Here is an 18313-nt window from a genome sequence, read left to right on the forward strand (position 1 = left end):
TCTCACCGCTTCGGTCCCAGCACGGCGTACAGCAGGGTGCCGGTCGCCAGCATGGCCCACGGGATCGCGCCGGACACCGTGGTGGCGGGGGACAGCACCATCCAGCCGCCGATCTCCCCCGCGAGGCCGGGCAGCGGCGGCACGAAGAAGGTGAGGGCGAGCCACCCGGTCGGCAGGATCCACGCGTACGTCGTCCCGCCGAGCGCCACCCCGAGCGCGGCCAGTCCGGCCAGGCCCGCGCTGTCGCGGACCACCAGCGCGGTGGGGAGCAGCTCCGGACCCGCCGCCTGGACCGCCAGCAGTGCCCCGCCCGCGAACGCGCCGATCAGCAGCACGTGCAGCGCCCGGCGGAACGCCCAGCGGATCGCGGCCGTCCGGTCCAGCGCGACGTCCTGCCCGGCCAGCCCGACGGTGGCGGCCGCAACGTTCCCGGTGAGCACCAGGACGGCGACCGGTCCGGCCGAAGGACCGGCCGCGCTGCCCTCGTTGAGGAACCACACCGTCAGCGCGACCAGCGCGACCAGGGCGGCCGAGACCGGCACCTGGCGTGAACGGGCGTACAGCGTCAGCCAGTTCACCGGGACGCCGCTCCGGCCAGGAGTGGCACGTGGAACCCCGGTGCACAGGCGAGGGAGGCGTCGCGCACCTGGAGGATCCGCGCGCGCTGCTCGGCCGGCGGCAGCGCCGTCAGCTTCGTCCAGGCGGCTTCGGCCTCCGCCCAGGCCCGGACCGCGTACTCGTCGGTGCCCGGCTCCTCCAGCGGTGTGAGCCGGGTGTCACCGAGGGCCCAGCTCGCGGCGATGCTCTGGGCGGCGACGTCGTCCTGGCCACCACCCTCCCGGGGGTTGTGCCCCCGGCAGTTCGGGGCCAGGCCCTGGGCGACCAGGACCCGGGCCAGCTGCCCACCGGTCGCCCGGGCGACCAGCGTCTCGTCGAAGTCGAGCAGCACCACGTCGGCGGAGATGTCCCGGGGCCCGCCCTGAGCGCGCAGCGCGGTGTCCTCCCGCACGGAGCTCGGTGCCAGGTCGCCCAGGCTGTCGCGCAGTACCCGCAGCGCCTCCCTGCCCTGCGGCGCGACCTCGGCCAGGTGGGACCGGTTCGCCCGGGTCACGCACACCGGTCCGTCGCAGACCGGGCTCGCGGCCGCGCGGTCGACCACCCAGGTGTCGCGCGGATCGGCCGGCAGGACCAGCAGGGCCAGCGCCGCACCGGCCAGAACGGGAACCAGCGCGAACAGCCGGGCCCGCCGGGACGCGGCCGCCAGCAACGCGAAGCCGGTGGCGAGCAGGCCGAGCAGCCAGAGCGTCTGGCCGAGGTGCACCCGTCCTGCCAGGGTCAGCAGCATCTCCCGCGGCTCCACTCCCGCCGGTGCCATCAGCACGAGCCGGTTCACCGTACGGCCGACCGGCCGCTCCCCCTCGGCGTTCTGCCGCAGCAGCAGACCCGTCATCAGGAGGACGCCCACCGCCAGGGCCGGCGGCGTGAGCACCGAGGGCAGGGCCCGTGCCACACCCATCCCGAACAGGGCACCGGCGACCAGGGCCAGCATCGCCACCAGCGAGATCGGCAGCCAGCCGAGCGGCAGGTAGTCGGTGCCGCCGACGGCCACCTGCACCCCGCCCACCAGGAGCAGCAGACCGAAGCCCAGCACCAGCACGAGCGCCGTCGCGCCGGCCGGCAGCGCCGCCCGCCGCCAGGCCGGGCGCGGGGTGGAGGCCAGCAGTTCGGTCATCCGCGAGCGGGAGTCGCGCAGCCCGTACAGCGCTCCGAGACCGACCACGAGGGGCCACCAGAAGCCCAGCAGGGATCTGGTCCACAGGGCCATCGACGTCCACTGCGCCGTCCATCCCGCACCACCGCGCCACCAGACCCCGTCGACCGGGCAGAGCACCGCCAGACTGCCGGTCAGCACCAGGAGGCCGGCCAGCGGGGCGGCGGAGCGCCGCAGTTCGATGCCGAGCACGCGTCCGTTCACCAGCTGCCCCCGGGCTGCTCGGAGTGGCTGAGCAGGGCCGAGTAACCGCGCTCCAGCGGGCTGTCGCCCGGGTGTTCGGGGCCGCCGGCCGCCGCCAGGACGTCCGGGGTGCCCTGGTAGACCAGGCGGCCGTCGGCGAAGAGCACCACGTCGGAGCAGGCCGCCGCGACGTCCTCGACCAGGTGGGTGGAGACGACCACGCAGGCCTCCCGGCCCAACTCCTGGAGCAGCTCGCGGAAGCGCATCCGCTGCGCCGGGTCCAGGCCGGCCGTCGGTTCGTCCAGCAGCAGCAGGTCGGGGTCGTTGACGATGGCCTGCGCGATGCCGGCCCGACGCACCATGCCGCCGGACAGGGTCTTCATCCGGTGGTCGGCGCGGTCCGCCAACCCCACCCGTTCGACGGCGCGTTGGACGGCCCCGGGGATGTCCCGCTTCGGGACCTCCTTCAACCAGGCCGTGTACTCGACGAACTCACGGACCGTGAAGCGCCGGTAGTAGCCGAAGTCCTGCGGCAGGTAGCCGATCCGGCGACGCAGCGCGCGGAGGTCACCCGGGCCGCCCATGGAGGTGCCGAGCAGCTCCAGTTCACCCCCGGCCGGGCGCAGCACGGTGGCCAGCGCGCGGATCAGCGTGGTCTTGCCGGCCCCGTTCGGGCCCAGCAGGCCGTGGGCGCCGGTGCCCAGCGAGAGGTCGAGCCCGTCGACGGCCATCTTCTTCCGTCCGGCGCGCACCCGCAGCCCGGCGGCCCGGATCTCCCAGGCGTACGTCCTCGGCGCGAAATCGACCGCGCCCGTCGTGCGTGTCATGCGAAGGTCCTTTGCGAAGGTCAACGAGGTGTGCGGGGCAGCGAGTACGCGCCCCGGCGGGCGAACACGACGCCGCAGCCGAGCGCGAGGAGCAGCCCCCACCAGGGCAGGTCCCCGGTCCGCAGGGCGAGGGGGACGCGGCCGGCGGCCGACACCAGCAGGACGGCGCCCCAGCAGGCCACCAGCGCGGCGGCGGCCCGGGTCACCCCGATCACGCTGCCCAGTGCCAGGGCGGCGGAGGTGAACGCCAGTGCGGGCAGCAGCCACTGAGCGGCCGTCACGGCCCCGGTGAGCGGGCCCGCCACCAGCAGCAGCGGCAGGACCACGACCAGGACCGCGGTGGTCCGTCGGAGCAGCAGCGGCAGGCCCGCCCTGGCGGTCGAGGCGGTGAGCTCGTACGCCGGGTCCAGCGCGCGCGACCACGAGCCGGCCACGGCGCAGAGCGGCAGTACGGGGGCGAGCAGCGCCAGGAGCGGGGTGCCGCCGAAGACGTCCGGCGGTCCGGCGCGGTCCAGCAGCAGCGCGACCAGGGTGACGGCGACGGTCATGGCCAGCCAGGGGCCCGTCGCCGGGGTCAGCCAGGCCGACGCCCACTTCGGGCGCCGACGCCGAACGGGTGCCCGGACGGCTGCGGCCAACTGCGGCTCCAGACCGGCCCGGACGATGTCGAGCAGGGCGGCCAGGCCGGGTGGCCCGTTCTCCGCCAGGCGGGCCCGGCACTGCGCGCACCCTTCGAGGTGAGCCTCCAGGGCCCACAGTGTGTCCGCGGGCAACTCCCGCTCGCCGCCCGCGTAGTCCTCGAGCAGCCGCGTCGACGCGTGCTCCGTACTCATGCCAGTGCCTCCCGCATCGCGATCCGGGCCCGGCGGGCGCGGGTCTTGACCGTGCCCTCGGGCAGTCTGAGCAGGACGGCGGTCTCCCGGACGGAGAGCCCGTCGAGCACGGTGGCCTGGAGGACCTGCCGGAGTTCCGGCGCCAGTCGCCGCAGGGCGTCGCCGACGTCACCGCCGACGGTCCCGGCCAGTACCTCTTCCTCGGCGGCGGGCACCACGGCCCGCTCGGCGGCGGCGACCGGCGGTTCGGCGTGATGGGCCCGGCGCCGGAACGCGTCCACAAGGCGGCGTGCGGCGATGGTCCACAGCCACCCGACGGCGCTCCCGCCGACCGCACTCCCGGCGAACGCGCCAGCCGCCCGCCACACCGCCAGGTAGGTCTCCTGCATCACCTCGGCGACGATCTGCTCGTCCGCGCAGCGACGGCGCAGCCGCACCGCCAGCCACGGCGACGTACGGCGGTACAGCTCGTCGAACGCCGCCCGGTCACCCCTCGCCACCAGCCGGAGGAGGCGTTCCTCGTCCAGCTGGTCCAGTGCTCCTCTGCGTGTTCTCACACCAGCCAGACGCCCGATCCGACCTGCGGGTTCTCACCGCGCAGTGATCCGCGTCACATCGCGAGGCGTCCGTCAGGCGGCGCTGTCGCGGGCCAGCGCGACCAGGCGGGAGACCGCCCGGAGGTACTTCTTGCGGTAGCCGCCCTTGAGCAGCTCCTCGGGGAAGACCTGGTCGAACGGGAGGCCCGAGGCGGTGATCGGCAGCTCGCGGTCGTACATCCGGTCGGCCAGCACCACCAGGCGCAGCGCGGTGGACTGGTCGTCGACCTGGTGGACTCCGCGCATGAAGACCGCCTGGACGTCGTCCAGCAGCGCGCCGTACCGGCTGGGGTGGACGGCCTTGAGGTGCTCCAGCAGCGCGTCGAAGCCGTCCAGCGAGGCGCCGGGGGTGCGAGCCGCCCGCTCCTCCACGGCGGAGTCGGTGTACGGCGGCGGGGCGGCCGGCAGGCCGCGGTGACGGTAGTCCTGGCCGTCGATCCGGAGCGGGCGGAAGTGCGCCGACAGGCCCTGGATCTCCCGCAGGAAGTCGGCGGCCGCGAACCGGCCCTCGCCGAGCTTCTCGGGCAGCGTGTTGGAGGTGGCGCAGAGCTTGACGCCGTTCTCGACCAGGCGGCCGAGCAGGGTGGAGACCAGCACGGTGTCGCCCGGGTCGTCGAGCTCGAACTCGTCGATGCAGAGCAGCCGGTGGCCCGAGAGGGTCTGCACGGCCTGCTGGAAACCGAGCGCGCCGACCAGGTTGGTCAGCTCGACGAAGGTGCCGAAGGCCTTGGGGCCCGGGGTGGCGTGCCAGAGCGAGGCGAGCAGGTGGGTCTTGCCGACGCCGTAGCCGCCGTCCAGGTAGACCCCGGCCGGGCCGGTCGGAGCCGGGGCGGCCCAGCGGAACCAGCTCTTCCGCGCGGGGGCGGCGGCGGAGATGCCCGCGGCGAACTCCTCCAGGACCTGCACCGCCTCGTACTGGCTCGGCTGGGTCGGATCGGGCAGGTAGCTGCCGAAGCTGACACCAGCGAAGCGTGGCGGCGGCACCATCTCGGCGACGAGGCGCTCGGCGGGGACGACCGGCCGGCGGTCGGTGAGCGCGATCGGGGTCGCGGACGCGGAGGTCGTCGCGGTCGCTATGGCATCGGGGCGGGAGGCTGCGGGCACGTTAGTAGAGGGTACTGCCATGGAAGACTCGAACTCATGCAGCAGCTGATCAGCCCGTCCGGCAACCCGCACGACGATCTCCACTCCCTGGAGGCGCTCGCCGAGGTCTACGCGTACCCCGACCAGGTGAACCGCGGGCGCCCCTGGCTGCGGGCCAACATGGTGTCCGGGCTGGACGGCGCGGCCCGGTTGGACGGGGTCTCGGAGGGGCTGTCGAGCGAGGCCGACAAGCGGATCTTCGGGGTGCTTCGGGCGCTCAGCGACGTGGTGCTGGTGGGGGCCGAGACGGTCCGGGTCGAGGGGTACCGGCCCGCGCGGGTGCGGGCCGAGTTCGCGGCGGCGCGGACGGCGGCCGGGCAGTCGCCCGCCCCGGCGATCGCGGTGGTCAGCCGGAGCCTGGGACTGGCCCTGACCAAGCCGTTGTTCACCGAGCCGCAGGTCCGGACTGTGGTGATCACCACCGAGGACTCCCCCGCCGAAGCCCGCCGGGAGGTGGCGAAGGTAGCCGACCTGATCGTCGCGGGCGAGCGGTCGGTGGACCTGCCGACGGCGCTGGCGGCGCTCACCGAGCGGGGCTGGACCAGGCAGCTGACCGAGGGCGGCCCCCGACTGCTCGGCCAGCTGACGGTGGCCGGGCTGCTGGACGAGCTCTGCCTCTCGCTGGCCCCGCTGCTCACGGGGGGCGATGCGCCACGAATCCTCCATAATGCGGAAATGTCTGACACGCAGTCGATGCGGCTGGTCTCATTGATCGAGCAGAAAGGTTTCCTCTTCACCCGCTATCTGCGACCCGCCGAACCATCCCCCCCTTCCCGGTGATCCGACGTACACGTGGCCCGTGTGGCGCGTGCGCAGCGTGAGGAAAGCCTCCTCCGGGCACTATGGGAAGGGACACCGGACCCGGGGGCCTGCAACCGCGAAGGGACTCACGTGTTCAAGACCGTACTGATGATCGAAAAGGCACTCTCCGACGCCGACGTGGAACTGGTCACCACGCTCCACGGCGAGGAGAAGGTCTCCTTCGTCGTCCTGATGCAACCGCGCGGGAAGCAGGACGAACTGCTCCGCGCACTCGACGACGTGGCACTCGGCCATCTCGACAAGGCGGTGCACGAGCACGACGAGGACGAACAGCCCACGTTGGCGGGCGAGTCGCTGGAGCACAGCCTGCGCCACCTGCGCGCGACGGGTGCCGAGGCGGTCGGCCAGGTGGTCGAGGAGCACCCGCTGGACAGACTCAGGGCCGTGGTCGAGGAGACCGGGGCGGACGAGGTGCTGGTGCTGACGTCACCGCACTTCGTCGAGGAGTTCTTCCACCGCGACTGGGCCTCCCGGGCCCGGCACCAGGTGGGCGTCCCGGTGCTCAAGCTGTTCGCCAGCGACTCCTGAGCCCCACCGCCGGTAGTGCAGAATCGTCCTTGCGGAACGCCCGCGAGGACGATTCGTCCTTGCCCCCGAATCCCCCAGGTACGGAGACCTCCTTGAACGACGCCGCCCACGACCTGCACGCCCCGCACTTCATCGGCATCGGTGGCGCGGGCATGTCCGGACTGGCGAAGATCCTCGCGGTGCGCGGCGCCCGGGTCTCCGGCAGCGATGCCAAGGAGTCCGAGACCGTCCTCGCGCTGCGGGCCCTGGGCGCGCAGGTCGCGGTCGGCCACGCCGCCGAGAACGTCCCGGCCGGGGTGAGCAGCGTGGTGGTCTCCAGCGCGATCCGGGCCGACAACCCGGAGCTGGCCGCCGCCCACGAGCGCGGCATCCCTGTGGTGCACCGCTCGGACGCGCTGGCCGCGCTGATGGGGAGCCGCCGGGCGCTGGCAGTGGCCGGTACGCACGGCAAGACCACCACCACCTCGATGCTCGCGGTCAGCCTGGCCGAGCTGGGCCTGGAGCCCTCGTACGCGATCGGGGGCGACCTGGACGCCCCGGGGTCGAACGCCCACCACGGCGCCGGCGAGATCTTCGTGGCGGAGGCGGACGAGAGCGACCGCAGCTTCCACAAGTACGCGCCCGAGGTGGCGATCATCCTCAACGTGGAGCTGGACCACCACGCCAACTACGCCTCGATGGAGGAGATCCACGACTCCTTCCAGACCTTCGTGGGCCGGATCCTGCCCGGTGGCACCCTGGTGATCTCCGCCGACCACGAGGGCGCCCGGGAGCTGACCGGCCGGGTGCGCGGGCAGGACGGCCTGCGGGTGGTCACCTACGGCGCGGCCGAGGACGCCGACGTCCGGGTGCTGGCGGTCCGTCCGCACGGGATGACCAGCGAGGTCACCGTGCTGATCGACGGCGCGGAGCTGAGCTTCACGGTCTCGGTGCCGGGACGGCACTACGCGCACAACGCGGTGGCCGCGCTGGCCGCCGGCGTCGCGCTCGGCGTCCCCGCCGCCGAGCTGGCCAAGGCGCTCGGCGCCTACACCGGGGTCCGCCGGCGGCTCCAGCTCAAGGGCGAGGCCGGCGGCGTCCAGGTGATCGACTCCTACGCGCACCACCCGACCGAGATGGTCGCCGACCTGGAGGCGATCCGGGAGGCCACCGAGGGCCGGGTGCTGGTGGTCTTCCAGCCGCACCTCTTCAGCCGGACCCAGCAGCTGGCCGAGGAGATGGGCCACGCGCTGGCGCTGGCCGACGCCTCGGTGGTGCTGGACATCTACCCGGCCCGGGAGGACCCGATCCCCGGCGTCACCAGCGAGCTGATCATCGACGCGGCCCGCCGGGCCGGGGCCGACGTCCGGGCCGAGCACACCTTCGCCGACGTCCCCGGGGTGCTGGCCGGGCTGGCCCGTCCGGGCGATCTGCTGCTCACCATGGGCGCCGGTGACGTGACCAACCTGGGGCCGGAAATCGTGGCGCGCCTCGCGGGCGTTGCACCCTCTGCCTGACCATCCCGGAGGAGTGACCGTGAGCTACGAGATCGAGAAGACCGACGCCGAGTGGCGCCAGCAGCTCAGCCCCGAGGAGTACCACGTGCTCCGCGAGGCCGGGACGGAGCGCCCGTTCGTCGGTGAGTACACCGACACCAAGACGGTCGGCGTGTACAGCTGCCGGGCCTGCGGGTCCGAGCTGTTCAGCAGCGAGACCAAGTTCGACAGCCACTGCGGCTGGCCGTCCTACTACTCGCCGCTGGCCGAGGACCGGGTCCAGTACATCGAGGACGGTACGCTCGGCATGCGCCGGGTCGAGGTCCGCTGCGCCCGCTGCGGCGGTCACCTGGGCCACGTCTTCGAGGGCGAGGGCTACGACACCCCGACCGACCAGCGGTACTGCATCAACAGCATCTCGCTGACGCTCCGCCCGGCGGAGTAGCAGCGCGTCCTTCGCGGAGGCCCGGGCCCGAGGCCCGGGCCTTCTGCGTACCCGTACTCCGTGCCAGACTTGATCATCAGTCAGGGGAGGGGATCAAGATGGCCGGGCGGCGCAACTCCGGGGTGCTGGCGATGATCGCGGAGGCCCAGCGGCAGCAGGGGCGGGAGCAGGAGGCCCAGCGGCGGGCGGCGGTGGCCGCCCAACGGCAGTTCGAACGGGCCCAGCGGGAGGCCCAGCGGGCGGCCGCCCAGGGGGAGAAGGAGGCCCTGCGGGCGTACCAGCAGGGGCGGGAGGCCGATGCCGCCCGGCGGACGGCGGAGCTGGACGAGCGGGTCGCGGAGCTGCGCGGGGTGCTGGCCGCCGGGCTGGTGGGACGGCCGTTCCGGCTGGCCGATCTCCAGGCGTCGTTCCAGCCGGCGCCGTTCGACCCTGGGCAGCTGGGCCGGCCCGTACCGATGCCGGACCAGAACTGGTACCTGATCCCGCCGCTCACCGGCATGCAGGCGCTCAACCCGACCGCCCGGCGGCAGTACGACGAGCAGGCGGCGCACGCCAGGGCCAGGTTCGAGCACGACTGGCACGCGGCGCAGTCCGCCGAGCAGGAGCGGCTCCGGCGGCTCGCCGACTACCGGGCGCAGTACGACTCCTGGGCCGCCGAACGGCACCGGCTGGCCGCCGACCGGACCGGCCAGGCGGCCAGGCTGGCGGCCGAGCTGGCGAGCGGGAGCGCGGACGCGGTGGCCGAGCTGTTCGAGACCGCGCTGCAGAGCGGGGCCGACTGGCCGGAGGACTTCCCGCGCAGCGGCACGGTCGGCTGGGACCCGGCGGCCCGACAGCTGGTGGTGGACTGGGAGCTGCCCGGTTTCGAGGTGGTCCCGGCGGTGGCCAGGGTCCGGTACGTCAAGAACGACGACCGGGAGGCCGAGGTCGCCCGGCCCGCGACCGAACGCAAGGCGCTGTACCGTGAGCTGCTCGCGCAGTGCTCGCTGCGGGTGCTCGCCGAGCTGTACCGGACCGACGCGGGGCAGCGGGTCGAGTCGGTGGTGTTCAACGGGTACGTCGAGGGCACCGATCCGGCCAGCGGCCGGGAGGAACAGCGGTACCTGGTCGCGCTGACGGTCCGTCGGGAGGACTTCCGGGCGGTCTCGCTGGACCGGGTCGCGCCGGTGGACTGCCTGGTGGACGGGCTGCGCGGCCGGCTCTCCGCCCGCCCGGAGAAGCTGGAGCCGGTGCGGACGGACCGGCTGGCCGAGGAGGTCGGCAGCTGGCAGGCGCCGGCCGCCGAGGAGGACGAGCCCGACCTGTTCGAGATGGACCCGATCGCCTTCGAGGAGCTGATCGCCGAGCTGTTCCGGCGGCGCGGCTTCCGCACCAGCACCACCGCCCGCAGCGGCGACCAGGGCGTGGACGTGATCGCCGAGGACCCCGACCCGGTGACCGGCGGACGGATCGTCATCCAGGCGAAGCGGTACCGCAGGACGGTCGACCCGACCGCCGTCCGCGACCTGGACGCCACCCGGGTCCACCACGGCGCGACCAAGGGCATCCTGGTCACCACGGCCGGCTTCGGCCCGGACTCGCACCGCTGGGTGCAGGGCAAGCCGCTGACCCTGGTGGACGGGCCGATGCTGGTCGGACTGCTGCGCGAACACGGCCTGGCGGGCCGTCTCGGGCCGGCGGAGCGGCTGGACCCGACGGTCCTGCTGCCGAGGGGGGACCTCGGGCTGTCGGGGCAGGACCTCGCGTCGTCGGGGCAGGAACCGACCGTGCTCCTCCCCCGGCCGGAGCCGGTCGAGCTGCTGCCCGGGCAGAATGTCCTGCTCCCGGTGGGTGGCCTGGCCGAGCTGTCGGTCCGGTTCGCGGCGGGCGGCCCGGAGGCCGACCTGACGCTGCTGCTGCTCACCGGGGCGGGCGTGGTGCGCAGCGACGAGGACTTCGTCTTCTACCACCAGCCGACGGACCGGGACGGCACGGTCACCCTGCATCCGAAGGAGCCGGCCGACGGGCGGCGGAGCGAGACCGCGACGGTCCGGCTGCCCGGCCTGCCGGACGGGGTCGAGCGGGTCGCGGTCTCGGTGAACATGGACGCCGACTCCACCGCCACCTGCGCCGAACTGCTCGGCCCCGAACTGACCGTACGGTCGGCCGACGGTTCGTCCTGGGCGTTCCGGCCGCCCGCCGACCCGGAGGTCTCGGCGATGCTGGTCGCCGAGTTCTACCGCCACCAGGGCAGTTGGAAGCTCCGCGCCGTCGGCCAGGGCTGGTCGGACGGCCTGGCGGGCCTGGCCCGCGCCCACGGAGTGGACGTGGGCTGAGCCACCCGGACCGGAAGGGGCCCGTACCGGCGGCTCCTTCCGGTCCGGCGTCAGATCTCCTTGGCGTACGCCCACTCGCTCGCGCAGCGCCGGTAGCCGAGCCAGTCGTTGATGGCCAGCATAGGCGCGTTGGTGGCGTCGTTACTGGTGTACGCGTCGGTGTAACCACGGGCCACCGCCCGGTGCAGCGAGGCGGTCTTGGCCAGCTTGGCCAGGCCGCGGCCACGGTGGGACGCGACGGTGGTGGTGAAGGCGGACCAGTAGCGGGTGGCGCCGTCGGAGTGCACGGCGCTGAACGCCACCGGGCCGCCGTCGGCAACCGCGACGGTGGTCAGGTCGCGGTCCAGGTCGGGACGGTGCCAGACCTCGGCCAGCCAGTCCTCGTAGCCGAGGCCGTCCAGGTCCACGCCACCGGGCTCGTCCTGGGTGCCGTCGACGTCCACCCGGTACAGCGCGTGCGGATCGTCCAGGTAGTCGGCTCCGGTGCGCAGCTCGACGCCCTCGGGCAGCGGTGGGACGGGGCGCAGACCGGCGGTCAGGTCGAGGTGGGCGAAGTGCGCGCTGCGGCCGCGCACGTAGCCGTGCCGCTCGGCGAAGGCGACGGAGTCCGGGACGTCGTCCACCCAGGCGCGGATCCTGGTCACGCCGTGCTCGGCCAGATGGCGTTCGGCGACGGCCAGCATGGCCGTCGCGACGCCCCGGCACCGAGCCTCCGGGTTGACGCTCAGATTGGCGAAACCCTGGCCCTTGGTGCTGCTGAAGGCGTGCAGGCCGATCCGGCCCGAACCGACCACCACGCCGTCCAACTCCCCCACCAGCAGCCGGTAGTGCTGCTCGGGGGTGGCGGTGGCGACCAGGTGGCTGACGGCCTCCGGGGTCATCAGCAGGTGCGGGCGGCCGGCGCTGTAGGAGGCGGCTGCGGCCTCGGCGTCGGCGGGGCGGAAGTCGCGGATGATCATCGTCATAGACCGTCCACGGTAATGTGCCGTCCCCTGCCCGGCCACTGAATATTCGGGTGACCTGAAGAAAGCTCAAGTTCCGCTCTGAGAATGCCTTTCCCGGGTTGGCAGCGAACGCCCGGGGATACACCCTCTATCAACGGGACGACGCGCGAGGAAGCCGCCGCTCCCCCACAATCTGACGTCACGCCGGATCTCGGCGAGCCCTCTGAGAGGGGGCGGAACTCAATGACAGCAATTTCGCTCGGCGTCGGCATCGGCTGGCGCTCCGAGATCGACACCGTGGTCGAGCGGCTGCCCGGCCTGGACTGGGTCGAGGTGGTCGCCGAGAACCTCTGCCCGGACGAGCTCCGGGACGGCCTGCTGCCCGAGTCCCTGCGGGTGCTGCGCGAGCGCGGCGTCCGACTGGTCCCGCACGGGGTCGCGCTCGGCCTCGGCGGGGCCGAACTCCCGGACCGGACAAGGCTGGAGAGGCTCACACTGACCGCCACGGCACTCGGCGCACCGCTGGTCACCGAGCACCTGGCGTTCGTCCGGGCCGGGGGGCAGGAGGCCGGGCACCTGCTGCCGGTGCCGCGCTCCCGGGACGCGCTGCGGGTGATCGCGGAAAACGTCCGGATAGCCCAGCAGGAGCTGCCCGTACCGCTCGCGCTGGAGAACATCGCGGCCCACTTCGCCTGGCCCGAGGACGAGTTGACCGAAGGCGAGTTCCTGGCCGAGCTGGTCGAGCGGACCGGTGTCCGGCTGCTCATCGACGTGGCCAACCTGCACACCAACCGGGTCAACCTCGGCCTGGACGTGGCCGCCGAGCTGGACCGCCTCCCGCTGGAGGCGCTCGCCTACGTGCACGTCGCGGGCGGCATCGAGCGGGACGGCGTCTGGCACGACACCCACGCCCACCCCGTCACCGAACCGGTGCTGGCCGTCCTGGCCGAACTACGCGCCCGGACCGTACCGCCGGGCGTACTGCTCGAACGGGACGACAACTACCCGCCGCCCGCCGAGCTGGCGGGCGAACTGGACGCGATCCGCCGGGTCCTGGAAGGGGCGCCGCAGCATGTCTGAGCAGGACGAGTACCTGGTCAGGACCGGCGATCCGGACCTGATGGTGGCCCGCGCCAAGCTGGCCGCGCGGCAGGGCGAGCTGCTCATCGCCCTGGTGGCCGGCGGCCCGGTCCCGGCCGGGTTCGACGAGCGGCAGGTCCGGATCCAGGTCCACGGGCTGGCCGCCAAACGCCGCGACACCGTGGCCCGGGTCGACCCCGCACTGGAACTGATCCTCGGTCACGAGTACGGCGCGCTCTTCCTGCGCTACGCCGCCGGCCACCCGATGACCGACGGATACCGGACCGACGCCCGCGCCTTCGCCACCTGGGCCCTCGACACCGAGCCCACCGCGCGCTGGCACGCCGCCCTGGCGCAGCACGTCCGGCCCACCAGGCAGTCCCGCTGGTGGCGTCGCTGAGTCGGGCGCTTTCGCATTCCGCCCCGCCTGCCATGAACCACCGCACTTCCCGAGCCCTGGCGTGTTCCTGCTCGGTGCCTTGCAGAAGTTGAGATCGAGATACGGGGGAAAGTCCATGTGGTACACCGAATTCGTCTTCGCCGCAGCCGCCGTGCTGCTCACCGGCGTCAACGCGTCGCGCGCCCTACGCCGCCTGCGCCACGTCCCACAGCCGCAGGGCCTGCCCGGTCGCGGCCTGCCGCTGCTGGAGACCGCCTTCCTGGCCGGCGGCCCGGCCCGGGTGGCCGACACGGTGGTGGTCCGGATGCAGCGGGAGGGCCGACTGATCATCTCCCGATCCGGCCGGGTCACCGTGACCGACCGGAGCGCCAGGGACGCCGTCGAGGCGGTGCTGATCAGCGCCACGGGAGCGTCCGGCCAGACCGAACTGTCCACCGTCCGGCGGGCGGTGAGCCGCAGCGAACACGTCCAAGGGATCGGGGACGGCCTGGCGGCCCGGGGGCTGATGCGGCGACCCGAGCTGTACCGGAAGGCGGTGAACGCCCGGAAGCTGCTCTGGCTCGGCCAGCTCGCCGTGGTCGTCCTGGGGGTGGTGTCGGTGTCCCGGTGGTTCGACGCGACCGTCCTGGAGCAGGGCACCGGGGCAGCGCCGTTCTTCCCGTTCCTCGGCCTGCTGCTGCTCGGCATGTTCTGGCTGGCCGCCACCCGTCCCGAGCGGAGCCGGATCACCCCGGCGGGGGTCCGGCAGCTGGAGCTGATGCGGACCGGTTCGCGCCCCTGGGAGCCGCACGACCTGGCGGTGATCGGCGGCGGCGTCGTGCTCGGCATGCTGGCCCTGGAGGGCGTGGGCGCCCTGGAGGACGAGGAGCTCCGCGCGGCACTGGCGGCCCGTCACGCCGTGAGCGCGTCCTCGGTCTCCTCCGGTGACTCGGGCAGCACGACCGTCTGGTGCTCCTCGGGCGACCCCGGCAGCTCGGGCGACTCCGGCTCCTCGTCCAGCTGCGGTTCGTCGTCCGGCTGCGGATCCTCCTCCAGTTGCGGTTCCTCGTCGTCCAGCTGCGGTTCGTCGAGCGGCTGTGGTGGCGGCAGCAGTTGCGGTGGTGGCAGCAGCTGCGGCGGCTGACCGGCGGAACCTGCTACCCGGCCACCCGGCCACCCGGCCACCCGGCCACCCGGCGGACAGTCACAGTTCGGTACCGCAGTCCGGGAACCCTTTCCCCTCGTGCGGGTACAGGTCTAGAACAAAGGCCATGTGGTTGCTCCTGCTCGTCCCTGCCCTGCTCGCGGCCGTACTCTCCTGCCTGCGGCTGGTCCGGGCCGCAGCCACTGCGGACCTGCTGACCGGGAGTGCCCGTTCGCATCCGGTGGACCCGGTCGGGGTCGGCCTCTACGAGACCGCCTATCTGGCCGGCGGACCGGTCCGGGTGGTCGAGCTGGCCCTGGTGCTGATGACCGGCCGGGGACGGCTGCACCTGGCCCACACCGGCTGGACCTCGGTGGTCGATCCGCACGGCCGGAGCCGCCTGGAGCGGGCTCTGATCGCCGCGATCGGCCCCGAGGGGCAGTGCCGCACCGGTGAGCTGCGGGACCGGCTGGCGACCCATCCCATCGTGCTGGAGATCGGCGGACGCCTGGTCCAGGCCGGGCTGGCCACCCCGCCGCTGGTCCGGGAGCACACCGCGCTGGCGGTCCGTCAGGTCCGGCAGGCGCTCCTGCTCTCGGCCGCCCTGCTCGCCGCCGCGCTCGCCGTGGCGGCGCCCGGCACCGGTGACGCCGGGTCGGCGGTGGCGTGGTTCTCGCTCCCGATCATCCTGACCAGCGGCACCCTGCTGATGGCCCGGGTGGACGTCCACCCTTACACCCACTGGGCCACCCCCGCCGGTCAGGACCTGTTGAAAGCTGCCCGGCTCCCCCACCAGGCCGGTCCGAGCGAGCCCTCGCCCGGCCTGCCCGACGCGGCCGAACGCGAACTCCTCACCGCCGTCGCCGTGGTGGGCCCGGCGGCCCTCCCGGACGCCCGGCTGCGGGCGGCGCTGCGGAACTGACCGTGGGCCGGACCCGGTCGTCCGGATCCGGCCCACGACGGCGACGGCGAGTGGTCAGGCCAGGCCGTTGAGCAGCTCCGCGATCGGCTTGCGGCGGCCGGTGTAGAACGGGACCTCCTCGCGGACGTGCAGCCGGGCCCGGGACGGGCGCAGGTCGCGCATCAGGTCGACGATCCGGTGCAGCTCGTCCGCCTCGAAGGCGAGCAGCCACTCGTAGTCGCCGAGCGCGAACGAGGCCACCGTGTTGGCCCGCACGTCGGGGTAGCCGCGCGCCATCTTGCCGTGCTCGGCGAGCATCGCGCGCCGCTCGTCGTCCGGCAGCAGGTACCACTCGTAGGAGCGCACGAACGGGTACACGCAGACGTACTCGCGCGGCTCCTCGTCGGCGAGGAACGCCGGGATGTGCGACTTGTTGAACTCGGCCGGGCGGTGCAGCGCCATGTTCGACCAGACCGGCTCCAGCCGGCGGCCGAGGGCGGTGCGGCGGAAGCGGTTGTACGCCTCCTGGAGGTCGTCCGAGTCCTCGGCGTGCCACCAGATCATCAGGTCCGCGTCGGCCCGCAGGCCGGAGACGTCGTAGCTGCCGCGCACCGTGACGTCCTTGGCGGCGAGCTGGGCGAACAGCTCGTCGACCTCGGCGGCCAGCGCGGTCCGGTCCTCGGGCAGCTCGCTCTTGAGCTTGAACACCGACCACATGGTGTAGCGGATGACCTGGTTGAGGTCGCGGGCCTTCTTCTTCGCGGGCTGCTGTTCAGTGGACTCAGTCATGTACCCATTCTCCCTTCCGTGAAGGACGCACCGGCGCCCGGGGTCAACACCTCGTTGACGGCGCGGCGGGCGCTCGCGACGCAGGCCGGGATGCCCACCCCGTCGTACGCCGCACCGCAGACCGCGAGGCCGCCGATCCCGGCCACCGCCGCCCGGATCCGGGCCACCCGGTCCAGGTGCCCGACCGGGTACTGCGGCAGGCCGCCCTCCCAGCGGGTCACCGCGCTGTCGTACGGCTTCGCGTGCAGGCCGACCGCCTCGGCCAGCGCGGCCCGTGAACGGGCCACCAGCTCCTCGTCCGGGAGGGCGAGCGCGGCCTCCTCCCGGTGCCGGCCGAGCGAGGTGCGGAGCAGGAAGCTGTCCGGGGCCGAGCGCTCCAGCCAGCCCCACTTGTTGGAGGAGAAGGTGGACGCCTTGATCTCCCGACCGTCCACCGGCGGCACCAGGAAGCCGCTGCCGGAGAGCACCGTGTCGAGGTCGGCCCGGCGGAAGGCCATCGTCACCAGGGCCATGCCCGCGTACTCGACCGTGTTCAACTCCGCTGCTACCGAAGGGAGTTCGGCCGTCAGCAGCTTCGCCGCCTGTGGGGCGGGCACGGCCAGGATCACCGCATCGGCGTACAGCACCTCGCCGTTGCTGACTACCCGCCAGCCCTCCGACGTGCGGCGGAGTTCCTGCACGGGGCTGTCGGTGCGCAGCTCCGCGCCGTTCTTCCGGCAGGCGTCCACCACGGCCTCCGGCAGGGTGCCGAGACCGCCGCGCAGACCCTGGAAGACCGGGCCGCTGCTGCTCGGCCGGGCGACCAGTTCACGGACCCCGGCGGCCAGCGAACCGCCGCGCTGCGCGATCGGCAGCAACGCGGGGACGGCGGCGCGCAGCGAGATCTCGTCCGCGTGTCCGGCGTACACCCCGCCGAGCAGCGGCTCCACCAGCCGGTCCACGACCTCGCGGCCGAGCTTGGCGGCCACGTAGGCACCGATCGAGACGTCCGCGCCGACCTCGGCCTCGCCCTCGTGCCCGGCCCGCTCCACGCCCTCGGCGCTGAGCACCCCGGACGCCGCCAGCGCCGTCAGATCACCCGGCACCCCCATCAACTGCCCTCCGGGCAGTGGCCGCAGGGCACCCCTGGTCCAGATCGCCGCCTTCGCAGTGGTCGGCGGCTCCAGCTCCTCCGCCAACCCGACCTCCCGGGCCAGCTCCACCGCCTCGGGCCGCCGCGCGAGCATCGACTCGGCCCCGAGGTCCACCCGGACCCCACCGACCTCGCCACCCCACAACTTCCCGCCGAACCGCCCGCTCGCCTCCAGCAGCGTGACCTCCGCCGCCCCACTCGCCAGCCACGCCGCGGTCAGCCCCGCGATCCCGCCACCGACCACCACGACCCGTACGTCTGCCATGCTCCGCAGTCTCGCAGAGCTCACACCGAAGCCCTCATTCGGTACGCCTTCGCCGCTGGTCCAACCGCTCGAGATCAACCGACAGCGGGAACGGCACCTCCCGGTCGAGCACGCCCCGGAAGATGCCCGCCGGCGCGTAGGCCGACGTGACCTTGTCCAGCTCGTACACGTACATCACCGCCTGGTCGCCCTCCTCCTCCAGGCGCCAGTAGTGCGGGATCCCGGCCTCGGCGTACTTGCGGTGCTTGACGTTCCAGTCCCGATGGGCCGACTCAGGAGAGATCACCTCGACGACGAGCAGCACCTCGTCCGGGCTGAACCAGGTCCGGTTCTTCCGGTACTCCGCGCTCACCACCAGCAGATCCGGCTCGGGGCGGTTCAACCGATCGAGACGGATGGTCATCTCCCGCTCGACCTCGACCTCGTCCGGCGCCTGCTCCTCCAACGCGAAGGTGAGCCCGGACACCACGCGACTGTGCCAGGCACGCCGGGGAGACATCAGGAAGATCAGCGCTCCGTCGATCAGTTCGGTGTGCCGGGGTGCCTCGGTCAGGTGGTCGAGGTCCTCCGCGAACCAACCCTCTTCGCGCGGTGGGTACATCCAGCCGGGCAACACGCTCATGCACTCAGCCTGTCACAGAGCGGTGGGCTGTTCAGTCTCCCTGGCAGGAAGTGTCGAAGCAGGCACTCGGACCGCGCTGCAACCGGTCCGTGACCGGATCGCGATCGTCGGGGCGGATC

General features: G+C 73.3%; 17 protein-coding genes and 1 pseudogene. 8 read left to right on the top strand and 10 right to left on the bottom strand.

The features are described 5' to 3' along the window. Positions 1-2 precede the first annotated feature (2 nt). From ACKUU6_RS09560 to zapE, 6 genes are all read right to left on the bottom strand, one after another. Positions 3-578, bottom strand: a complete 576-nt coding sequence (locus tag ACKUU6_RS09560) for a hypothetical protein (RefSeq protein ID WP_407988058.1) — start codon at positions 576-578, stop codon at positions 3-5. Then, positions 575-1975: a hypothetical protein gene (locus tag ACKUU6_RS09565; RefSeq protein WP_407988059.1), complete on the bottom strand. Its 1401-nt coding sequence runs from the start codon at positions 1973-1975 to the stop codon at positions 575-577. Before ACKUU6_RS09565 ends, ACKUU6_RS09560 begins: the two co-directional genes overlap by 4 nt. Next, positions 1972-2781 carry an ABC transporter ATP-binding protein gene (locus ACKUU6_RS09570; protein ID WP_407988060.1) on the bottom strand — a complete coding sequence of 270 codons (810 nt, stop codon included), beginning with the start codon at positions 2779-2781 and terminating at the stop codon, positions 1972-1974. Before ACKUU6_RS09570 ends, ACKUU6_RS09565 begins: the two co-directional genes overlap by 4 nt. 20 nt (positions 2782-2801) lie before the next feature. After that, positions 2802-3614: a zf-HC2 domain-containing protein gene (locus ACKUU6_RS09575; protein WP_407988061.1), complete on the bottom strand. Its 813-nt coding sequence runs from the start codon at positions 3612-3614 to the stop codon at positions 2802-2804. Continuing rightward, positions 3611-4171, bottom strand: a complete 561-nt coding sequence (locus ACKUU6_RS09580; RefSeq protein WP_407988062.1) for an RNA polymerase sigma factor — start codon at positions 4169-4171, stop codon at positions 3611-3613. The genes ACKUU6_RS09575 and ACKUU6_RS09580 overlap by 4 nt, the downstream gene beginning before the upstream one ends. A 72-nt stretch (positions 4172-4243) precedes the next feature. Then, positions 4244-5335, bottom strand: a complete 1092-nt coding sequence (zapE, locus tag ACKUU6_RS09585) for a cell division protein ZapE (protein WP_407988063.1) — start codon at positions 5333-5335, stop codon at positions 4244-4246. A gap of 15 nt (positions 5336-5350) precedes the next feature. On the opposite strand from zapE, the gene ACKUU6_RS09590 reads away from it, so the two are divergent. From ACKUU6_RS09590 to ACKUU6_RS09610, 5 genes are all read left to right on the top strand, one after another. Further along, positions 5351-6133 carry a pyrimidine reductase family protein gene (locus ACKUU6_RS09590; protein WP_407988064.1) on the top strand — a complete coding sequence of 261 codons (783 nt, stop codon included), beginning with the start codon at positions 5351-5353 and terminating at the stop codon, positions 6131-6133. 111 nt (positions 6134-6244) lie between these two features. Continuing rightward, positions 6245-6703: an indole-3-glycerol phosphate synthase gene (locus ACKUU6_RS09595; protein WP_407988065.1), complete on the top strand. Its 459-nt coding sequence runs from the start codon at positions 6245-6247 to the stop codon at positions 6701-6703. 92 nt (positions 6704-6795) lie between these two features. Continuing rightward, positions 6796-8199 carry a UDP-N-acetylmuramate--L-alanine ligase gene (gene murC / locus ACKUU6_RS09600; RefSeq protein ID WP_407988066.1) on the top strand — a complete coding sequence of 468 codons (1404 nt, stop codon included), beginning with the start codon at positions 6796-6798 and terminating at the stop codon, positions 8197-8199. 19 nt (positions 8200-8218) lie between these two features. After that, entirely contained in the window at positions 8219-8623 is a 405-nt protein-coding gene (gene msrB, locus ACKUU6_RS09605; RefSeq protein ID WP_407988067.1) for a peptide-methionine (R)-S-oxide reductase MsrB, read from the top strand. 98 nt (positions 8624-8721) lie between these two features. Continuing rightward, positions 8722-10938: a restriction endonuclease gene (locus ACKUU6_RS09610; protein WP_407988068.1), complete on the top strand. Its 2217-nt coding sequence runs from the start codon at positions 8722-8724 to the stop codon at positions 10936-10938. Between the two features lie 50 nt (positions 10939-10988). Here the strand turns inward: ACKUU6_RS09610 and ACKUU6_RS09615 are convergent, their stop codons facing one another. Beyond that, positions 10989-11903: a GNAT family N-acetyltransferase gene (locus tag ACKUU6_RS09615; RefSeq protein ID WP_407988069.1), complete on the bottom strand. Its 915-nt coding sequence runs from the start codon at positions 11901-11903 to the stop codon at positions 10989-10991. Between the two features lie 222 nt (positions 11904-12125). Here ACKUU6_RS09615 and ACKUU6_RS09620 point away from each other — a divergent pair. The 3 genes and pseudogenes from ACKUU6_RS09620 to ACKUU6_RS09630 all read left to right on the top strand — a co-directional run bounded on the left by ACKUU6_RS09620 (position 12126) and on the right by ACKUU6_RS09630 (position 15407). Continuing rightward, positions 12126-13362: pseudogene (locus ACKUU6_RS09620) on the top strand (DUF692 domain-containing protein). A 115-nt stretch (positions 13363-13477) separates the two neighbouring features. Beyond that, positions 13478-14485, top strand: a complete 1008-nt coding sequence (locus ACKUU6_RS09625; RefSeq protein ID WP_407988070.1) for a TIGR04222 domain-containing membrane protein — start codon at positions 13478-13480, stop codon at positions 14483-14485. A gap of 127 nt (positions 14486-14612) precedes the next feature. Then, complete coding sequence (locus ACKUU6_RS09630; protein ID WP_407988071.1) at positions 14613-15407, top strand: TIGR04222 domain-containing membrane protein; 795 nt, start codon at positions 14613-14615, stop codon at positions 15405-15407. Between the two features lie 54 nt (positions 15408-15461). Here ACKUU6_RS09630 and hemQ read toward each other — a convergent pair whose 3' ends face one another. Genes hemQ through ACKUU6_RS09645 form a run of 3 tightly spaced genes read right to left on the bottom strand, consistent with a single transcriptional unit; the run spans position 15462 to position 18194 of the window. After that, positions 15462-16175 carry a hydrogen peroxide-dependent heme synthase gene (gene hemQ / locus ACKUU6_RS09635; protein WP_407988072.1) on the bottom strand — a complete coding sequence of 238 codons (714 nt, stop codon included), beginning with the start codon at positions 16173-16175 and terminating at the stop codon, positions 15462-15464. Beyond that, positions 16172-17572, bottom strand: a complete 1401-nt coding sequence (gene hemG, locus ACKUU6_RS09640) for a protoporphyrinogen oxidase (RefSeq protein ID WP_407988073.1) — start codon at positions 17570-17572, stop codon at positions 16172-16174. Before hemG ends, hemQ begins: the two co-directional genes overlap by 4 nt. A gap of 34 nt (positions 17573-17606) precedes the next feature. Continuing rightward, positions 17607-18194, bottom strand: a complete 588-nt coding sequence (locus ACKUU6_RS09645; RefSeq protein WP_407988074.1) for a Uma2 family endonuclease — start codon at positions 18192-18194, stop codon at positions 17607-17609. Positions 18195-18313 lie beyond the last annotated feature (119 nt).

It is taken from the genome of Kitasatospora sp. CMC57, from assembly GCF_045866025.2.
Lineage (GTDB): Bacteria > Actinomycetota > Actinomycetes > Streptomycetales > Streptomycetaceae > Kitasatospora.